This is a genomic window from Streptomyces sp. NPDC005492 (genome assembly GCF_040605995.1).
Classification (GTDB): Bacteria; Actinomycetota; Actinomycetes; order Streptomycetales; family Streptomycetaceae; genus Streptomyces.
This window is the reverse complement of sequence record NZ_JBEXDX010000008.1, coordinates 219,660-237,731: the sequence shown is the minus strand read 5'-3', so window position 1 is coordinate 237,731 and position 18,072 is coordinate 219,660. Positions and strand designations below refer to the sequence as shown.

Genomic DNA, 18,072 nt, shown 5'->3' with positions numbered 1-18,072 from the left:
GGGGCCGGAGACCTGCGCGCGGCAGGTCTCCGGACTCCCGTCAGACCTCTTCGACGCTGCTCGGCTCGCGCCGGGACAGGTCGATGCCGAGCTCCTCCGCTGCGCGGAAGACATCCTCGTCGGTGTCACGCATCTCGATGGACATACCGTCACTGGACAGCACCTCCACGTTCAGGCAGAGCGACTGCATCTCCTTGATGAGCACCTTGAAGGACTCGGGGATGCCGGGCTCGGGGATGTTCTCGCCCTTGACGATGGCCTCGTAGACCTTCACGCGGCCGGTCACGTCGTCGGACTTGATGGTGAGCAGCTCCTGGAGGGCGTACGCGGCGCCGTATGCCTCCAGCGCCCACACCTCCATCTCGCCGAAGCGCTGCCCACCGAACTGCGCCTTACCACCCAGCGGCTGCTGGGTGATCATCGAGTACGGACCGGTCGAACGGGCGTGCAGCTTGTCGTCGACCAGGTGGTGCAGCTTCAGGATGTACATGTAGCCGACCGAGATCGGCTCCGGGAACGGCTCGCCGGAGCGGCCGTCGAACAGCGGGGCCTTGCCGGTCGGGAGCACCATGCGCTCTCCGTCGCGGTTCGGGATCGTGTGCTGCAGCAGACCCGCCAGCTCGTCCTCACGCGCACCGTCGAAGACGGGGGTGGCGACGTTGGTGCCGGGCACGACCTGGTCGGCACCGATGGCCTGGAGGCGCTGCGCCCATTCCTCGCCGAGCCCGGAGACGTCCCAGCCGCGGCTGGCGAGCCAGCCGAGGTGGATCTCCAGGACCTGTCCCGGGTTCATTCGGGACGGGACACCCAGCGGGTTCAGGATGATGTCGACCGGAGTTCCGTCCTCGAGGAACGGCATGTCCTCGATGGGCAGGATCTTCGAGATGACACCCTTGTTGCCGTGCCGGCCGGCCAGCTTGTCGCCGTCGGTGATCTTGCGCTTCTGCGCAACATACACACGGACCAACTGGTTGACGCCGGGCGGCAGTTCGTCGCCCTCCTCGCGGTCGAAGACGCGGACGCCGATGACCTTGCCGATCTCGCCGTGCGGCACCTTCAGCGAGGTGTCGCGCACCTCGCGCGCCTTCTCGCCGAAGATCGCGCGGAGCAGGCGCTCCTCGGGGGTCAGCTCGGTCTCGCCCTTGGGCGTGACCTTGCCGACGAGGATGTCACCGGCGACGACCTCGGCACCGATCCGGATGATGCCGCGCTCGTCGAGGTCGGCGAGGACCTCCTCGGAGACGTTCGGGATGTCCCGGGTGATCTCCTCGGGGCCGAGCTTGGTGTCACGGGCGTCGACCTCGTGCTCCTCGATGTGGATCGAGGAGAGGACGTCGTCCTGTACGAGGCGCTGCGACAGGATGATCGCGTCCTCGTAGTTGTGACCCTCCCACGGCATGAACGCCACGAGCAGGTTCTTGCCGAGCGCCATCTCGCCGTTCTCGGTCGCCGGGCCGTCGGCCAGTACCTGGCCGGCGATGACCCGGGCGCCCTCGTCCACGACAACCTTCTGGTTGACGGACGTGCCCTGGTTGGAGCGGGAGAACTTCGCGAGGCGGTACGTGGTGTACGTGCCGTCGTCGTTGGCGGTGGTGATGTAGTCCGCGGAGACCTCCTGGACCACACCGTCCTTCTCCGACTTCAGGACGTCACCGGCGTCGACCGCGCAGCGGTACTCCATGCCGGTGCCGACCAGCGGCGCCTCGGACTTGATGAGGGGCACGGCCTGACGCATCATGTTCGCGCCCATGAGGGCACGGTTGGCGTCGTCGTGCTCCAGGAACGGGATCATCGCGGTCGCGACCGACACCATCTGGCGCGGGGAGACGTCCATGTAGTCGACGTCGTCACCGGGGACGTAGTCGACCTCTCCGCCACGACGGCGGACCAGGACGCGGGACTCCTCGAAGCGGAACTCGTCCGTCAGCGGCGCGTTGGCCTGCGCGATGACGAATCGGTCCTCTTCGTCGGCCGTCAGGTAGTCGACCTCGTCGGTGACGACACCGTCGGTGACCCGGCGGTACGGCGTCTCGACGAAACCGAACGCGTTGACCCGGCCGTAGGAGGCGAGCGAGCCGATCAGGCCGATGTTCGGGCCTTCGGGGGTCTCGATCGGGCACATGCGGCCGTAGTGCGAGGGGTGCACGTCACGGACCTCGAAGCCGGCCCGCTCACGGGAGAGACCACCCGGGCCAAGAGCCGACAGACGGCGCTTGTGGGTGAGACCCGACAGCGGGTTGTTCTGGTCCATGAACTGCGAGAGCTGGCTGGTGCCGAAGAACTCCTTGATGGAGGCGACGACCGGCCGGATGTTGATCAGGGTCTGCGGCGTGATCGCCTCGACGTCCTGGGTCGTCATCCGCTCGCGGACGACTCGCTCCATACGCGCCAGGCCCGTACGGACCTGGTTCTGGATGAGCTCGCCGACGTTGCGCAGACGGCGGTTGCCGAAGTGGTCGATGTCGTCGGTCTCGACGACGATCGTCGTGCCGTTGTCACCGACCGTCTCGGTCTCGCCGGCGTGCAGCTTCACCAGGTACTTGATCGACGAGATGATGTCCTCGACGGTCAGCACACCGGCGTCCAGCGGGGCTTCGCCGCCCAGCTTCTTGTTGACCTTGTAGCGGCCGACCTTGGCGAGGTCGTAACGCTTCGGGTTGAAGTAGAGGTTCTCCAGAAGCGTCTGCGCGGCCTCGCGGGTCGGGGGCTCGCCCGGACGCAGCTTGCGGTAGATGTCGAGCAACGCGTCGTCCTGGCCCTGGGTGTGGTCCTTCTCCAGGGTGGCGCGCATGGACTCGTACTCGCCGAACTCCTCCAGGATCTGCTCGGTCGTCCAACCGAGAGCCTTGAGCAGGACGGTGACGGACTGCTTGCGCTTGCGGTCGATGCGGACACCGACCATGTCGCGCTTGTCGATCTCCATCTCCAGCCAGGCACCCCGGGACGGGATGACCTTGGCCGAGAAGATGTCCTTGTCGGACGTCTTGTCGATGGAGGAGTCGAAGTAGACACCCGGCGAGCGGACGAGCTGCGACACCACGACACGCTCGGTGCCGTTGATGACGAAGGTGCCCTTGTTGGTCATGAGCGGGAAGTCGCCCATGAAGACCGTCTGGGACTTGATCTCGCCGGTCTCGTTGTTGGTGAACTCGGCGGTGACGAAGAGCGGCGCGGAGTACGTGAAGTCGCGCTCCTTGCACTCGTCGATGCTGTTCTTCGGAGGCTCGAAACGGTGGTCGCGGAAGGTCAGCGACATCGACCCGGAGAAGTCCTCGATCGGGGAGATCTCCTCGAAGATCTCCTCCAGACCGGACTTGGTGGGGACGTCCTGACCTGAATCCAGAGCCGCCTCGACACGAGCCTTCCAAGCGGCGTTGCCGAGCAGCCAATCGAAGCTTTCGGTCTGCAGCGCAAGAAGGTTCGGAACCTCAAGGGGCTCCTTGATCTTTGCAAAGGAGATGCGCAGCGGGGCGGTGCTGGCGCCGTTGTTCGTATTCGCGGTCGAGGCAGTGCGCGAGGCGGCCAAGAGGGGGTCCTTCCGAGGGCTCGGACTCACTACGCGCGTACCGGCCCCTCTCAGGGGCAAAGAGACATGGACTTCCTGACTCGGCCCGGAAAGGCCAGGTCAGAGATGGTCCGGTCATCGATGCTCAAGTGAGGGCATGCCCCTGGTGACGGGCAGGGGACAGCTAACAGGCAGCGCAAAGGGTCAGTGTAGCCACTCGGCACACTGATGTCCAGTGCGGGTTTTTTGAGACCCTCGTTGTTCTCGACACCTGCGCAAGCCCACGCCCTCAATGCACGTTGATACTGCCCTCTTCGTCGCCGATCCATGCCTCGGATCCGGATCGTTGTGACGACGCGTCCTGAGAATTGCGCGCTGCGTGCGGTTCGTCAAGGCCTGTCTTGCCCAAACCGGGTGCTGCCATCGTCACGTTTGCGGCCTGTCACCAGGGGCCCTCGAAGGCACGACGAAGATCACCATACTCCGAGCACCCCTGCCCGCAAGGCGGTCACGCGCCGACCCTCGGATATGCCGAAGAGCGACCACCCGGATGGATGATCGCTCTTCGGTGCGGTCGCGTTACAGCCCTCTCGGGGCCGTGTCGGCGCGCAGAGGCCCCTGAGGGGGCCTCGAAGGTGTTACTTGACGGTGACGGAAGCGCCAGCGCCCTTGAGGGACTCGGCGGCCTTCTCGGCGGCGTCCTTGGCGACCTTCTCGAGGACCGGCTTCGGAGCGCCGTCCACGAGGTCCTTGGCCTCCTTCAGACCCAGGGAGGTCAGCTCACGCACGACCTTGATGACCTGGATCTTCTTCTCGCCGGCACCCTCAAGGATGACGTCGAACTCGTCCTGCTCGGCCTCGGCCTCGGCGGGGGCGGCCGGGCCGACGGGGGCAGCGGCAACCGCGGCGGCCGCGGTGACGTCGAACTTCTCCTCGAACGCCTTCACGAACTCGGAGAGCTCGATGAGGGTGAGGGACTCGAACTGCTCGAGCAGCTCTTCCTGGGACAGCTTCGTCGCCATGTTGGGCGATCCTTCCACTAATTTCGGCTGGTGCCGGATGTACATGTGAGGCGGGCGTACTTACGGCCCGCTGCGACCGCTGCCTGGGCGGCGGTCAATGCGCGAGCCGAATTACTCGGCACCGCCCTGCTCGGCCTGCTTGGCACGAAGCGCCTCCGCGGTGCGGACGAACTTCGAGGGAAGCGCCTTGAGGAGCTGAGCAGTCTGGGTCTGCTTGCCCTTGAAGGCACCCGCCAGCTTGGCGAGCAGAACCTCGCGGGACTCGAGGTCCGCGAGCTTCTTGATCTCGTCGGCGGACAGCGCCTTGCCGTCAAGGACACCGCCCTTGATGACGAGGTTCGGGTTGTCCTTGGCGAAGTCACGAAGACCCTTCGCCGACTCCACCGGGTCACCGGTGATGAAGGCGACCGCCGTCGGACCGTTGAACAGGTCGTCGAGCGTAGAGATGCCGGCCTCGTTGGCCGCAATCTTGGTCAGCGTGTTCTTCACCACGGCGTACTGGGCGTTCTCACCGAGCGAACGACGCAGCGTCTTGAGCTGCGCCACGGTGAGACCCCGGTACTCGGTCAGCACGGCGGCGTTCGAGTCGCGGAACTGGTCCGCGAGCTCGGCTACCGCGGCAGCCTTGTCGGGCCTTGCCATAGAGCGTCGGCCTCCTTCCGGGTGATGAGGACCGCTCAGAAGGGGCTGGGACAACGAAAACGCCCCGGGCGCAGGCGCACGGGGCGTAGCTCAACCGGAAACAGCATTCCCGGGAGACACATCCAGTTCACCTGCGCGGGTCGTCCACTGTTCAGCGGATCCTTCGGTCACCGCGCCCTCTCACGAGCACACGGCAACGACCAGCGGTCTTTGGCTTCTGGAGCAGAGTACGTGAACGGCTCACCCGCAAGCAAATCCGCCCGTACGGCTCAGGAACTCGTACCGGATCCGGTCGCCGTGTCGCCGGTGCCCGGGGTCATGCCCTGCTTCTTCAGCAGGTCCGTGAAGTCCTCGGTGTCGCCCGCCGGGGGCACGGTGGCGGTGACCTTCGCGCCGTAGTCGCTGTAGTAGGCGGTCTGGGTGTACTGACCCGAGGACATCTCGCCCTTCTCGACCTTCTTGACCAGCAGGTCCTGGGAGTTGACCCAGATGTCGACCTGTTCCGTGGAGACGCCGGCCGCGGTGAGCTGCTTCTTGAGGCCGGCGAGCTGTGCCGCGGTGAGGTTGGAGTTCTTGGAGGCGAGGTCGGCGACGTTCACCGTGCCCGAGTAGTGGGTGGTCTGCTGGCCGCGCACCGACTCCGTGCCGACCTTCTTGACGTCCCCGGAGGCGAGCAGGAGCTTCACCGACTGGTTCGGCGTGGAGTTCTGCATCTGGTCCTTGAGGTACGCGCCGGAGCTGCCGCCGAGCTTGGCCAGGTCGTCGTACGCGTACTTGATCCAGTGCTTGCCGCCCGCCTGCTCGGCGAACTTCTCGCCCATCTTCGCGTAGTAGGCGTCGGGCAGATAGCGGGCCTCCATCGAGGTGCTGCCGGCCGCGCGCATCGTGTCGGCCAGGGTGCCGCCGGTGTACGTCATCGTGAGGGTGCCGGTGATGCCGTCGCCCCAGCCGAGGTTGCCCTTGGCGTCCATGGACATCAGGGAGCCCATGACGGTGGAGGACTCGACCTTGGCGGAGTCCTCCTTGTCGGTGGACTGCTCGGCGCTGCGCAGGGCGGCTATGGGGCTCACCCGCGTCGCCCCCTTGCCGGCGGCCCCGTCGTCCTTGCCCGAGCCCCCGGAGGAGCCCGAGGAGCCGCAGGCGGCCACTCCGGTCAGCGCGGCGGTCACCGCGATCGAGAGACCCACCCGGCGCACGGTCGTGCTCTTCATCCGTCCCCACCCCTATGCGATTGCTGTGCCTGCCCAAAACGCTAGCGCAGGGCACTGACACCCCGTACGAAAAGAGGACGAGCCCCGCACCTCGAAGGTTGCGGGGCTCGCCCAATTCTGACGCGTACGCGACGCGGCTACCGGGGTGAGCGCGGGGCTCAGACGGAGGCCGGGTCCTCCTCGACGAGGAGGTTGCGGGTGCGGTTCGGGTCGAGCGGAATGCCGGGGCCGATCGTGGTGCTGATCGCGGCCTTCTTGATGTAGCGACCCTTGGCGGCGGACGGCTTCAGACGGAGGATCTCGTCCAGGGCCGCGCCGTAGTTCTCCACCAGCTTGGTGTCGTCGAAGGACGCCTTGCCGATGATGAAGTGCAGGTTCGAGTGCTTGTCGACGCGGAACTCGATCTTGCCACCCTTGATCTCGGTGACAGCCTTGACGACGTCCGGGGTCACGGTGCCGGTCTTGGGGTTCGGCATGAGACCACGGGGACCGAGCACACGGCCGAGGCGGCCGACCTTGCCCATGAGGTCCGGGGTGGCGACGACGGCGTCGAAGTCCAGACGGCCCTTCGCCACCTCGTCGATCAGCTCGTCGGAGCCGACGATGTCGGCGCCCGCGGCGGTCGCGGCCTCGGCACGGTCACCGGTCGCGAAGACCAGGACCCGGGCGGTCTTACCGGTGCCGTGCGGGAGGTTCACGGTGCCACGGACCATCTGGTCGGCCTTGCGCGGGTCGACACCCAGGCGGAAGGCGACCTCGACGGTGCCGTCGAACTTGGTCGTGGAGGTCTCCTTGGCGAGACGCACGGCTTCGAGCGGGGCGTAGAGCTTCTCCCGGTCGATCTTGGCGTCCGCAGCGCGGAGAGACTTGCTGCGCTTGCTCACTACTGCTCCTGATGTGTTCTGAGGAGTCGTGGTACGGACCGAGCAGGTCCCGCCACAATCAACTTCTACGGGGTGAAGGTCAGCCCTCGACCGTGATGCCCATGGAACGGGCGGTGCCGGCGATGATCTTCGACGCGGCGTCCAGGTCATTGGCGTTGAGGTCGGGCAGCTTGGTCGTGGCGATCTCGCGGACCTGCGCCTGGGTGATCTTGGCGACCTTGGTCTTGTGCGGCTCGCCGGAGCCCTTCTCGACACCCGCGGCCTTGAGGATCATCTTCGCGGCCGGCGGAGTCTTGGTGACGAAGGTGAAGGAGCGGTCTTCGTAGACCGTGATCTCCACCGGGATCACCCAGCCACGCTGCGACTCGGTCGCCGCGTTGTAGGCCTTGCAGAACTCCATGATGTTGACGCCGTGCTGACCGAGCGCGGGGCCGACCGGCGGGGCCGGGTTCGCCGCACCGGCGTTGATCTGGAGCTTGATAAGCCCCGTGACCTTCTTCTTCTTGGGAGGCATTCCGGGTCCTCTTCCTGCTTTCTGGTTTCCGGTTGCCCAAGGGCAACCGCACCACGATAAGCGACACCGTGGTGAGGCACGAAACCGAGCAGGTCAGGCCAGCTCCAAGAGCCGACCTGACCTGGACGGAAGCTACGGGTCGAGCTAGTTCTTCTGGATCTGGTCGAAGGACAGCTCGACCGGCGTCTCGCGGCCGAAGATCTCGACGAGGCCCTTGACCTTCTTCGAGTCGGCGTTGATCTCGTTGATGGTCGCCTGCAGCGTCGCGAACGGGCCGTCGGTGACGGTGACCGAGTCGCCGACCTCGAAGTCCAGCACCTGGACCTCGACCTTGCGCTGCGGAACCGGCTTGCCCTCGGCCTCGGCGGCCTCACGGGCGGCCTTCTCCTCGGCCTCCGGGGCGAGCATCTTGACGATCTCGTCCAGGGTCAGCGGGTAGGGGTCGTAGGCGTTGCCCACGAAGCCGGTGACACCGGGGGTGTTGCGGACGACGCCCCAGGACTCGTTCGTCAGGTCCATGCGGACCAGGACGTAGCCCGGGAGCTTGTTCTGCTTGATGGTCTTGCGGTCGCCGTTCTTGATCTGGACGACCTCTTCCTGCGGCACCTCGGCCTGGAAGATGTAGTCCTCGACGTTCAGCGAGACGGCGCGCTGCTCCAGGTTGGTCTTCACGCGGTTCTCGTAACCGGCGTACGTGTGGATGACGTACCACTCGCCGGGAAGGAGACGCAGTTCCTCGCGCAGGGCGACCACGGGATCGACGGGCTCGGCCGGTTCGGCCTCTTCCTCGGCGTCCTCGGGCGCGACCTCGTCGTCGAGGTCCTCGGTCTCTGACTCGTCCTCGGCGGCCTCGTCCTCGACGTGCACGGCGACTTCCTCGGCGGGCTCGCCCGCGTCGGCGTCCGCAGCCTCGACCTCGTCCAGCTCCTCGTCCGCGCCCTCGACGATGTCGAGTTCGTCTTCCACGGACTCGTCCGGCTCGACGGCCTCGTTCAGGTTCGGGTCAGACACGGTGGCTGCTTCTTCCTGGATACATGGGGGTGGAACACGCGAAAGGGGCGCCGGTCAGGGCGCCCTTCGCTTCCGGCCTCAGCCGAAGACGTACTTCGCGGCGTGATTGAGTCCATAGTCAATCACGGTCACCAGACCGATCATGATGACGACGAAGACGATGACGACCGTCGTGTACGTCGTGAGCTGGTTGCGCGTGGGCCAGACGACCTTGCGGAGTTCCGCGACGATCTGGCGGTAGAAGAGCGCAAGCCGCTTCAGCGGGCCCTTCTTGGCGCGCTTGCCGCCTTTACGGGCCTTCTTCTTGGACTCCGACACCTCGTCCTGGGCATCAGGCATGTCGATGGAGCCCACGGCGTCCGCCATTCATCCTCACCTGTTCCCGGGTCGTGGCCGTGCCGCGCCCGGTCTGAGCCGCACGGCGGTGCATTGCTGTATGTACATGCGCTGCGCACACATCCTGGTGAAGGTGTGTGTAGCAGGGCCGGAGGGACTTGAACCCCCAACCGCCGGTTTTGGAGACCGGTGCTCTACCAATTGAGCTACGACCCTATGTGACTTCCCCAACGTACCGCATCCGCCCGAGTGCTCGGTGTGCACCAAGGAGGGCGCGGCTGCTGAAGGCCAACGAGGTAGGAGTGTACGTGTTCCGGAGCCGGTCGTCGAACAGAAAGGGCCTGTACGGGGATTGCCGGAGGAAGATCGCCCAGGCCGGGGCGGGAAACCGGACGGTTGTTCAATCCCTTCCCGATCCTGTTCAGTCTGTGAAACCGGTGTGCCGGGCGGGTTTCCGGTCTGAAACGATGGGTCCATGAGCGCCTCAACCCCTCCCACCGAGCGCCGGGTCTCCGCCCGAGTCGGCGCGATCTCCGAGTCCGCCACCCTCGCCGTGGACGCCAAGGCCAAGGCCCTCAAGGCCGCCGGGCGTCCGGTGATCGGCTTCGGCGCGGGTGAACCGGACTTCCCGACTCCGGACTACGTCGTCCAGGCCGCGATCGAGGCCTGCTCGAACCCGAAGTACCACCGCTACACCCCGGCTGGCGGTCTGCCGGAGCTGAAGGCCGCGATCGCCGCGAAGACGTTGCGCGACTCGGGCTACGAGGTGGACGCCTCGCAGATCCTGGTCACCAACGGCGGCAAGCAGGCCATCTACGAGGCCTTCGCCGCGATCCTCGACCCGGGCGACGAGGTCATCGTCCCGGCGCCGTACTGGACGACGTACCCGGAGTCGATCCGGCTCGCGGGCGGTGTCCCGGTGGACGTCGTCGCCGACGAGACGACCGGTTACCGCGTCACGGTGGAGCAGTTGGAGGCGGCCCGCACCGAGAACACGAAGGTCGTCCTCTTCGTCTCGCCGTCCAACCCGACCGGCGCCGTCTACAGCGAGGCCGAGGCCGAGGCGATCGGCCGCTGGGCCGTCGAGCACGGCCTGTGGGTCATGACGGACGAGATCTACGAGCACCTCGTCTACGGCGACGCGAAGTTCACCTCGCTGCCGGCGATCCTGCCGGAGCTGCGCGACAAGTGCATCGTGGTCAACGGTGTCGCCAAGACGTACGCCATGACCGGCTGGCGGGTGGGCTGGATCATCGGCCCCAAGGACGTCGTCAAGGCCGCGACCAACCTCCAGTCGCACGCCACCTCGAACGTCTCGAACGTGGCCCAGGTCGCCGCGCTGGCCGCCGTCTCCGGTGATCTGACGGCCGTGGCGGAGATGCGCGAGGCCTTCGACCGCCGTCGCAAGACGATCGTGCGGATGCTCAACGAGATCGACGACGTGCTCTGCCCGGTGCCGGAAGGCGCCTTCTACGCGTACCCGTCGGTCAAGGCCTTGCTCGGCAAGGAGATCCGCGGCAAGCGCCCGCAGGACACGGTCGAGCTGGCCGCGCTGATCCTGGAGGAGGCCGAGGTCGCGGTCGTTCCCGGCGAGGCCTTCGGCACCCCCGGGTATCTGCGGCTGTCGTACGCCCTGGGTGACGAGGATCTCGTCGAGGGTGTCAGCCGGATCCAGAAGCTGCTGGCGGAGGCCCAGGACTGAGGTTTCCGGAGGGAGGGCGGCAGGTGGATCCACTTGCCGCCCTCCTTTGTCTGTGCGGGTTTGTGCGAGTTGTTTGTGCGAGCGGGACCACGATCGGGGAAAGCGGTACCGGGACGACCGGAACGTACGGCAGGATTCCCAGATGGAGCGTGTACGTGATGTCTCTGAACTGCCGAAAGCCCATCTGCACCTGCACTTCACCGGGTCGATGCGGCCGACCACCGTGCTGGAGCTGGCCGACAAGTACGGCGTGCGTCTGCCCGACGCCCTGACCGAGGCGCTGACCAGCGGGGAGCCGCCGAGGCTGCGGGCGACGGACGAGCGGGGCTGGTTCCGTTTCCAGCGGCTGTACGACGCGGCACGCTCGTGTCTGCGGGAGCCCGAGGACATCCAGCGGCTGGTGCGCGAGGCCGCCGAGGAGGACGTCAGGGACGGCTCGGGCTGGCTGGAGATCCAGGTGGACCCGACGTCGTACGCGCCCCGTCTGGGCGGGCTGATCCCGGCGCTGGAGGTCATCCTGGACGCGGTGGAGACGACCTCCCGCGAGACCGGGCTCGGGATGCGGGTGCTGGTGGCCGCGAACCGGATGAAGCACCCGCTGGACGCCCGCACTCTGGCCCGGCTGGCCGTGCGGTACGCGGACAAGGGTGTGGTCGGTTTCGGCCTCTCGAACGACGAACGCCGGGGTATGGCACGGGACTTCGACCGGGCCTTCGCGATCGCCCAGGAGGGCGGCCTGCTGTCGGCCCCGCACGGCGGCGAACTGGCGGGCCCGGCCTCGGTGCGGGACTGCCTGGACGACCTGCACGCGACCCGGATCGGCCACGGCGTGCGCGCGGCGGAAGACCCGCGGCTGCTGAAGCGGCTCGCCGACCGGGGCATCACCTGCGAGGTGTGCCCCGCGTCGAACGTGGCACTGGGCGTCTACGAGAAGCCCGAGGACGTACCGCTACGGACCCTCTTCGAGGCAGGCGTCCCTCTGGCACTCGGCGCCGACGACCCGCTCCTCTTCGGCTCCCGGCTGGCGGCCCAGTACGAGATCGCTCGCCGCTACCACACCTTCTCGGACCGCGAACTGGCCGAACTGGCCCGCCAGTCGGTGCGTGCCTCGGCGGCCCCGGAGGACATGAAGGCGAAGCTGCTCTCGGGCATCGACGACTGGCTCAGCGCCCCGGTCGCCTGAAGTGCGCGTACGGCGGATACGGCTTGAAGGAGATCAGGATCTCGGCCCCTCCATGGGAGGCGAGTTCGCCGTGCAGACAGGTCGTGAACACCGACTGCCCCTGCGTGGCGTGCCGCAACCGCCCACGGGCGTACGGCCGCTCCAGCCACGCGTGCGCGTGCCGCTCGGTACGCGCCTCGTCCGTGCGCACGGTGAGCGGCGTGCCACACCCGAGCGCCCGGCGCAGCTCGGGCCACTTGGAGGGCCGCAGCCCCGCCTCCGCGTGCGCCTGCCAGCCGGCTCAGCCCGTCGTGGTCGCCCATGAGCATTCCGTACGACGCCGGGTCGCGCAGGGGCTTCCTCGGCTGGACGACATGGTGTGGGCCTGAACTCAGTCAGGCAACGGAGATTCCGCCCAGCAGGGTCCGGGCCAGCCGGGTCGCGAACTCGTCCACGGGCGGGCGTACGCCGGTCTCCGTCGCCTCGTAGGCGAACGCGCGTTGTGCGCAGGCGCCCAGGAGGAGGGACGCGGCCGCGAAGGTGTCGGCGTCGGGGCGGACGCGGCCTGCGGCCTGTTCGGCGCGGAGATAGTCGTCCAGGCCCTCGATCGGCTTGTGGGGGCCGGAGCCGAGCTGTCGCAGCGCCTCGTCGTTGCGCCGCTTGAGCTGGGTCTCGGCGTACAGGGAGGCCGCGATCGGGAAGCTCTGCTCGTAGAAGAGGGCCGCCTGGCGGGCGATCTCGGTGAGGTTGTCCTCCAGGGAGTGCCGTCCGGGCTCGGCTGCGAGGCTGCGCAGCAAAGGGGTGAGCCGGGGCAGCCGTTCCGCGAGGACGCGGACGAACAGCTCCTCCTTGCTGGCGAAGTACTTGTAGAGCGCGGCTTCGGAGCAGCCGGCGGCCTTCGCGATCTCCTTGGTGGTCGCCCGGGCCAGACCGACGGTGAGCATCAACTCGTGGGCGGCGTCGAGGACACGGACCCGGGCGGGTTTCTGCGCGGCGGGCTCCGCGGCCGGTTTCTGCTGCATGGGGCCCAAGGATTCCATGTCCGGTCCGTTCGGGCTTGACGGGTGGGTGAGTACTTACCCACTCTAGAGGAAGACACGGGTGAGTGAATACTCACCCACCTCGTCGAGGGGCAGGAGTGCGCTATGAAGCTCACCGTTTTCGGTGCCACCGGAGGCATCGGCCAGGAAATCGTCCGCCAGGCCCTGGCCTCGGGCCACGAGGTCACGGCGGTCGTCCGGGATCCGGGGCGGCTGGCCATGGGAGGCGAGCGCCTGGAGGTGTTCCGCGCGGACCTCACCGACCCGGGGACGCTGCGCCCCGCCGTCGCGGGCCGGGACGCGGTCCTGTCCGGGCTCGGCCCCCGCAGTCGCAAGGACGCGGGGGTCGCGACCCGGCTCACGCGGACGGTGCTGGCCGCCATGGAGTCGGAAGACGTACGCCGGGTACTGGTGGTGAGCGCGGGCCCGGTCGGCCCGGAGCCGGAGGGTGCCGGGCGCCTCGACCGCACCGCGCGCGGGTTGATCTCGGCGCTCCTGAAGGACGTGTATGCCGACCTGCGCGAGATGGAGGCGGAACTGGCCCGCAGCACGACCGACTGGACCTCGGTCCGCCCACCGCGCCTGCTCAACAAGCCGCTGACCGGCACCTACCGCACGGTCGTGGGCGGCTTCCCGAGCAAGGGCCGTTTCATCGCCCGCGCCGATGTGGCACACGCGATGCTGGCGATGATCGACGACGCGGGGACGGTGAAGCAGGGGGTGGGGGTGGCCTACTAGGCCTGTCCGGCCTCAGCAGTCGGCGCTCAGCCGTCGAGGCTGACGCCGACCGTCACGGGTTCGTTGACGAGGGTGACGCCGAAGGTTTCGTGGACGCCGGCGACCACTTCGCGCGCCAGGGCGAGCAGGTCCGCCGTGGTCGCCTCGCCGCGGTTGGTGAGGGCGAGGGTGTGCTTGGTGGAGATTCGGGCCGGCCCGCTGCCGTACCCCTTGGTGAAGCCCGCCTTGTCGATCAGCCAGGCGGCGGAGGTCTTAGTGTGGCCGTCCCCCGCCGGATACGCGGGCGGCTCCACGCCCTCCCCGAGACGCTCCCGCACGCGCGCGTGGAACGCGGTGAACTGGGCGTCGGTGAGGATCGGGTTGGTGAAGAAGGAACCGGCCGACCAGGTGTCATGGTCCTCGGGATCCAGCACCATGCCCTTGCCGGCGCGCAGCGCGAGGACGGTCTCACGGGCCCGCGCGAGCGGCACCCGGTCACCGGGCTCGACACCGAGGACACGGGCCGTCTCGGCGTACTTGACCGGCGCCGACAGCCCGTCCGCGTCCTCCAGTTCGAAGCGGACGCGCAGCACGACATAGCGCTCGGGGTCGGCCTTGAAGCGGCTGTGCCGGTAAGAGAAGGCGCACTCCTCGTTCGTGAGGGTGACCGTCTCGCGGCTACGGCGGTCGTACGCGGTGACGTCCGTGATGGTGGCGGAGACCTCCTGGCCGTACGCCCCCACGTTCTGGATCGGGGTCGCGCCCGCCGATCCGGGGATCCCGGCGAGGCACTCGATCCCGGCGAGTCCGGCCTCCACGGTGCGGGCGACGGCGTCGGTCCACACCTCACCGGCCGCCAACTCCAGCCGTGTGCCGTCGAGCACGAACCCGCGCGTGGCGATACGCAGGGCGGTCCCCTCGAACCCCTTGTCCCCGATGACCAGGTTCGACCCACCCCCGATGAGCAACAACGGCGTCCCGGCGTCATCGGCCTCCCGGACAGCGTCGATCACCTCGGCATCGGTAACAGCGGTGATCAACCGAGCCGCGGGCCCACCCAACCGGAAGGTGGTCAGCGGGGCGAGGGGAGCGTCATGGAGTTCCAGCACGGGGCCAAGAGTACGAGACGGGACTGACAATGCCGGGGGGCGGTGGGGTGGGGGCTTGTGTGGCCTGCAGTGCGGGTGGGGTCGCATGGCCAGGAACGGTGCAGGTGGGGGGACGGAGCGACTCGGGCGTGCCGTCGCGGAGCGCACACCCCCGTAGAAACTCTCAACACCGGCCCCGCACACACGCGTGAGGCCCCACCAACATTGGCGGGACCCCACGCACGCGTACCGGATGTTCGGCTCACCGTCCGGCGGACTCCAACACCGACGCGGACTCGGACCCCGCAGCCGACTCAGAACCCGCGGACACCGCCTCAAGCTGCGCCGCGCGCCGCCGCGTCGGTATCAGCAGGGTCGCGACCCCGGCGAGGGCAACCACCGCCGCGCCGGTGACGAGCGCGGGCTTCAGGCCGTCGACGAAGGTCTGTGCGGTCTGGTAGCCGCCCTGGGACGAGAAGATGGATGCCATGACGGCGATGCCGAGCGCGCCGCCGACCTCGCGGAGCGCGTTGTTGGCGCCGGAGGCGATGCCCTGCTCCTGCGGGCGGACGCTGGACATCACCAGGTGCGAAGCCGGCGCGAAGAACAGGGCCATGCCGATGCCGCTGAGAATCAGGCCGGGCAGTTGGACGCCGTAGGACGCGTCGGTGGTGACGACGTAGGACATGTAGCCGAGGCCCGCGGCCTGGAGGAAGAGGCCCGCGGCGACGACCGGGCGGCCGCCGATGCGGTCGGACAGGATGCCGGCGACGGGGGCGACGAGCATCGGCATACCGGTCCAGGGCAGCATCCTGAGGCCCGCCTCGGTGGGCGAGTAGCCGAGGACGCCCTGCATGTACTGGCTGAGCAGGAAGATCGACCCGAACATCCCGAGGAACATCAACAGGCTCGCGGCGTTGATCCCTGAGAAGGCGCGGGAGCGGAACAGCCGCATGGGGAGCATGGGGTTCTTGGCGTTGACGCTGTAGACGATGAAGCCGACCAGCAGCGCGCCGCCCGCGAACAGTCCGGTGAGGACGAGTGAGCTGGTCCACCCGTCGGCGGGCCCGCGGACCAGGCCGTAGACGATGCCGAAGAGACCGCCGCTGGCGAGCAGCGTGCCGGGGAAGTCGAGCGGGGCGCCGGTGCCGTGGGACTCGGAGAGGCGCAGGCGGGCGAGCGGGAGCAGGGCGAGGCCGAGCGGGACGTTCAACCAGAAGATCCAGTGCCAGGACACGTGTTCGGTGAGACTGCCACCGATGAGCGGTCCGGAGGCCACGGCGAGTCCGTTCACGGCGCCCCAGATGCCGAACGCCATCCCGCGCTTGGCCGCGGGGACGGCCGCCGTCAGCAGGGTCAGTGTCAGCGGCATCATGATCGCCGCGCCGACACCCTGCACCGCGCGGGCGGCGATCAGGGACTCGATCCCGGTCGCCATGGCCGCGGCGGCGGAGGCGCCGGAGAAGATGGTGATGCCGATGAGGAAGAGCCGGCGGCGGCCGAACCGGTCGCCGAGCGCCGCGCCGAACATCAGCAGGACGGCGAAGGTGAGCGTGTAGGCGCTCACGGTCCACTCCAGGTCGCCGAGCGCGCCTCCGAGGTCCTTGCGGATGGACGGCAGGGCGGTGGTGACGACGAGGTTGTCCAGGGCCGCCATGAATCCCGCGACGCTGGTGATGACGAGGGCCCAGACCATTCCCCCGCGACGTGCGGTCTGCTGTGACATCGCTCCCCCAATGGGTGAGATCGCTACCGATGATTAGTTATCGATGACTAACTTCGATGGTCATGAAAAGACGCGGAATCTGCCCTTCCTTAACCGCTACCGCTACGACTTCTCCAGCCGCCCGGTGACCCGGGCCGACGGATACAGCCCCTCCCAGACCCGGTGCTGAGGCGGAAAACCCATGGCCGAAAGGGTGTTGATCAGCATTCCGTACGCCAGGAAGGTCGTGGTCTCGTCCACGTCCGCCCCCAGCGGCACATGTACGACATCCCAGAGCTTCATCCAGCCCCTGCGCACGGCCTCACCGAACTCGCGGTCACCCTCCGCCTCGGCGGCGGCCACCGCGATGTACGTCTGCATCTGCATCTGGAGCTTCTCGGGATGCTCCGTGATGAGCCGCACATAACCGTCGGCCATGGCATGCAGGGCCTCTTCGCCCTCCAGCCCCTTGGACGACTCCTCCAGGACCTGGCACACGTCCTCGACGCACCGGAGCGCGGCCGCCGCGAAGATCGCCTTCTTGCCGGGGAAGAGCCGGAAGAGATACGGCTGCGAGACACCGACCCGCTTGGCGATCGCCTCGGTGGAGGTCCCGTAGTACCCCCGCTGCGCGAACTCGGCGATCGCCGCGTGGACGACGCTCTCGCGCCTCTCCTCTGCGCTCATCCTGACCATGCGGCAAAGTTAGTACTCAATCACTAACCAAGTCAAGGGATGGCCTGGCGGAGTTCGCGGACGGCGGCCGGAATACTGCTCCGGTGCTGCTGACCTGGATCGCTGACATCCGGGACGAACCCCTGACACTGAACCCGGCCGCCCATGCATCGGAGTTGGCCACCAACACCTGGGCCCGGGGCCCGGAGCCGGACAACAGGCCGGCCCCTTCCGTCGCCACCGTGGTGACCGCCTTCGAGCACACGGCCGAAGCCCTCCGGTCCCGGGTCCGCGAACTGGGGTTCCCGGGAGTCGCGACGTCCAGGCGGGCCGACTCCGGTGCTGCTGACCTGGGTCGCACGTAAGGGGCACCCGCAATGGCAGACGCCCCTTACCTCGACCCATCCCGACCGGCCGGTGGCCGACCGTTCACGCCAGCCGTACCACCGCGCGTGACATCCCCAGGACCTTCTGCCCGGCGCTCATCGCCACCAGGTCCACGCGGACCGTGTTGTCGTCGAGCTTGGCCGCCACCTTGGCGCTGACCTCGAGGGTCGCGCCCTGGTCGTCGTTCGGGACGACGACGGGCTTGGTGAAACGGACGCCGTACTCGACGACCGCTCCCGGGTCGCCGGCCCAGTCGGTGACCACGCGGATCGCCTCGGCCATGGTGAACATGCCGTGCGCGATGACGTCCGGGAGTCCGACCTCCTTGGCGAACTTCTCGTTCCAGTGGATCGGGTTGAAGTCCCCGGAGGCGCCCGCGTACTGGACGAGGGTGGCACGGGTCACGGAGAAGGTCTGGGCCGGCAGCTCGGTGCCGACCTCGATGTCGTCGTAGGCGATCTTCGCGGTCAT

At 67.9% G+C, this 18,072-nt stretch carries 19 protein-coding genes and 1 tRNA gene; 5 read left to right on the top strand and 15 right to left on the bottom strand.

Annotated features, from left to right (window positions below):
• Window positions 1-40 precede the first annotated feature (40 nt).
• The 9 genes from rpoB to ABZT04_RS14365 form a co-directional block, all read right to left on the bottom strand.
• Entirely contained in the window at window positions 41-3,526 is a 3,486-nt protein-coding gene (gene rpoB / locus ABZT04_RS14405) for a DNA-directed RNA polymerase subunit beta (protein ID WP_356056507.1), read from the bottom strand.
• A 617-nt stretch (window positions 3,527-4,143) separates the two neighbouring features.
• On the bottom strand, window positions 4,144-4,527 hold the full coding sequence (rplL, locus tag ABZT04_RS14400; RefSeq protein ID WP_356056505.1) for a 50S ribosomal protein L7/L12: 384 nt from the start codon (window positions 4,525-4,527) through the stop codon (window positions 4,144-4,146).
• 111 nt (window positions 4,528-4,638) lie between these two features.
• The gene (gene rplJ / locus ABZT04_RS14395) at window positions 4,639-5,169 is read right to left on the bottom strand and encodes a 50S ribosomal protein L10 (protein ID WP_355905055.1); all 531 of its coding nucleotides are present in this window, start codon (window positions 5,167-5,169) and stop codon (window positions 4,639-4,641) included.
• A gap of 269 nt (window positions 5,170-5,438) precedes the next feature.
• The gene (locus ABZT04_RS14390; protein WP_356056504.1) at window positions 5,439-6,380 is read right to left on the bottom strand and encodes a hypothetical protein; all 942 of its coding nucleotides are present in this window, start codon (window positions 6,378-6,380) and stop codon (window positions 5,439-5,441) included.
• 158 nt (window positions 6,381-6,538) lie between these two features.
• Window positions 6,539-7,264, bottom strand: coding sequence for a 50S ribosomal protein L1 (gene rplA / locus ABZT04_RS14385; protein ID WP_356056503.1), 726 nt, complete (start codon window positions 7,262-7,264; stop codon window positions 6,539-6,541).
• A 79-nt stretch (window positions 7,265-7,343) separates the two neighbouring features.
• Window positions 7,344-7,778, bottom strand: coding sequence for a 50S ribosomal protein L11 (rplK, locus tag ABZT04_RS14380; RefSeq protein ID WP_019072313.1), 435 nt, complete (start codon window positions 7,776-7,778; stop codon window positions 7,344-7,346).
• 144 nt (window positions 7,779-7,922) lie between these two features.
• Window positions 7,923-8,789, bottom strand: coding sequence for a transcription termination/antitermination protein NusG (gene nusG, locus ABZT04_RS14375; protein ID WP_356056502.1), 867 nt, complete (start codon window positions 8,787-8,789; stop codon window positions 7,923-7,925).
• Window positions 8,790-8,867: 78 nt separating this feature from the next.
• The gene (secE, locus tag ABZT04_RS14370) at window positions 8,868-9,155 is read right to left on the bottom strand and encodes a preprotein translocase subunit SecE (protein ID WP_355905043.1); all 288 of its coding nucleotides are present in this window, start codon (window positions 9,153-9,155) and stop codon (window positions 8,868-8,870) included.
• A gap of 113 nt (window positions 9,156-9,268) precedes the next feature.
• Window positions 9,269-9,341, bottom strand: a tRNA-Trp gene (locus ABZT04_RS14365).
• A gap of 259 nt (window positions 9,342-9,600) precedes the next feature.
• Here ABZT04_RS14365 and ABZT04_RS14360 point away from each other — a divergent pair.
• Both ABZT04_RS14360 and ABZT04_RS14355 read left to right on the top strand, forming a co-directional pair.
• Complete coding sequence (locus ABZT04_RS14360; protein WP_356056501.1) at window positions 9,601-10,827, top strand: pyridoxal phosphate-dependent aminotransferase; 1,227 nt, start codon at window positions 9,601-9,603, stop codon at window positions 10,825-10,827.
• A 142-nt stretch (window positions 10,828-10,969) separates the two neighbouring features.
• Window positions 10,970-12,010 (top strand): adenosine deaminase, encoded by a 1,041-nt coding sequence (locus ABZT04_RS14355; protein WP_356056500.1) that lies wholly within the window; start codon window positions 10,970-10,972, stop codon window positions 12,008-12,010.
• On the opposite strand, the gene ABZT04_RS14350 is transcribed toward ABZT04_RS14355, so the two are convergent.
• Window positions 11,991-12,200, bottom strand: a complete 210-nt coding sequence (locus ABZT04_RS14350) for a hypothetical protein (protein WP_356056498.1) — start codon at window positions 12,198-12,200, stop codon at window positions 11,991-11,993. The genes ABZT04_RS14355 and ABZT04_RS14350 overlap by 20 nt on opposite strands.
• A 10-nt stretch (window positions 12,201-12,210) precedes the next feature.
• Here ABZT04_RS14350 and ABZT04_RS14345 point away from each other — a divergent pair, with 10 nt between their 5' ends.
• Window positions 12,211-12,378, top strand: coding sequence for a hypothetical protein (locus ABZT04_RS14345; protein WP_356056497.1), 168 nt, complete (start codon window positions 12,211-12,213; stop codon window positions 12,376-12,378).
• Between the two features lie 6 nt (window positions 12,379-12,384).
• Here the strand turns inward: ABZT04_RS14345 and ABZT04_RS14340 are convergent, their stop codons facing one another.
• A complete protein-coding gene (locus ABZT04_RS14340; RefSeq protein ID WP_356056496.1) occupies window positions 12,385-13,011 on the bottom strand; it encodes a helix-turn-helix domain-containing protein in 627 nt (208 codons plus the stop codon).
• Window positions 13,012-13,134: 123 nt separating this feature from the next.
• Between ABZT04_RS14340 and ABZT04_RS14335 the strand changes: the two genes are divergently transcribed.
• The gene (locus tag ABZT04_RS14335) at window positions 13,135-13,767 is read left to right on the top strand and encodes an NAD(P)H-binding protein (RefSeq protein ID WP_356056495.1); all 633 of its coding nucleotides are present in this window, start codon (window positions 13,135-13,137) and stop codon (window positions 13,765-13,767) included.
• Between the two features lie 26 nt (window positions 13,768-13,793).
• Here ABZT04_RS14335 and ABZT04_RS14330 read toward each other — a convergent pair whose 3' ends face one another.
• The 3 genes from ABZT04_RS14330 to ABZT04_RS14320 all read right to left on the bottom strand — a co-directional run bounded on the left by ABZT04_RS14330 (window position 13,794) and on the right by ABZT04_RS14320 (window position 17,235).
• Window positions 13,794-14,855, bottom strand: a complete 1,062-nt coding sequence (locus ABZT04_RS14330; RefSeq protein ID WP_356056494.1) for a UDP-N-acetylmuramate dehydrogenase — start codon at window positions 14,853-14,855, stop codon at window positions 13,794-13,796.
• Between the two features lie 241 nt (window positions 14,856-15,096).
• The gene (locus ABZT04_RS14325; RefSeq protein ID WP_356056493.1) at window positions 15,097-16,560 is read right to left on the bottom strand and encodes an MFS transporter; all 1,464 of its coding nucleotides are present in this window, start codon (window positions 16,558-16,560) and stop codon (window positions 15,097-15,099) included.
• 102 nt (window positions 16,561-16,662) lie between these two features.
• A complete protein-coding gene (locus tag ABZT04_RS14320) occupies window positions 16,663-17,235 on the bottom strand; it encodes a TetR/AcrR family transcriptional regulator (protein ID WP_356056492.1) in 573 nt (190 codons plus the stop codon).
• Window positions 17,236-17,318: 83 nt separating this feature from the next.
• Between ABZT04_RS14320 and ABZT04_RS14315 the strand changes: the two genes are divergently transcribed.
• Window positions 17,319-17,579 (top strand): hypothetical protein, encoded by a 261-nt coding sequence (locus tag ABZT04_RS14315; protein WP_356056490.1) that lies wholly within the window; start codon window positions 17,319-17,321, stop codon window positions 17,577-17,579.
• Between the two features lie 64 nt (window positions 17,580-17,643).
• On the opposite strand, the gene ABZT04_RS14310 is transcribed toward ABZT04_RS14315, so the two are convergent.
• A complete protein-coding gene (locus ABZT04_RS14310) occupies window positions 17,644-18,072 on the bottom strand; it encodes a MaoC family dehydratase (RefSeq protein ID WP_356056489.1) in 429 nt (142 codons plus the stop codon).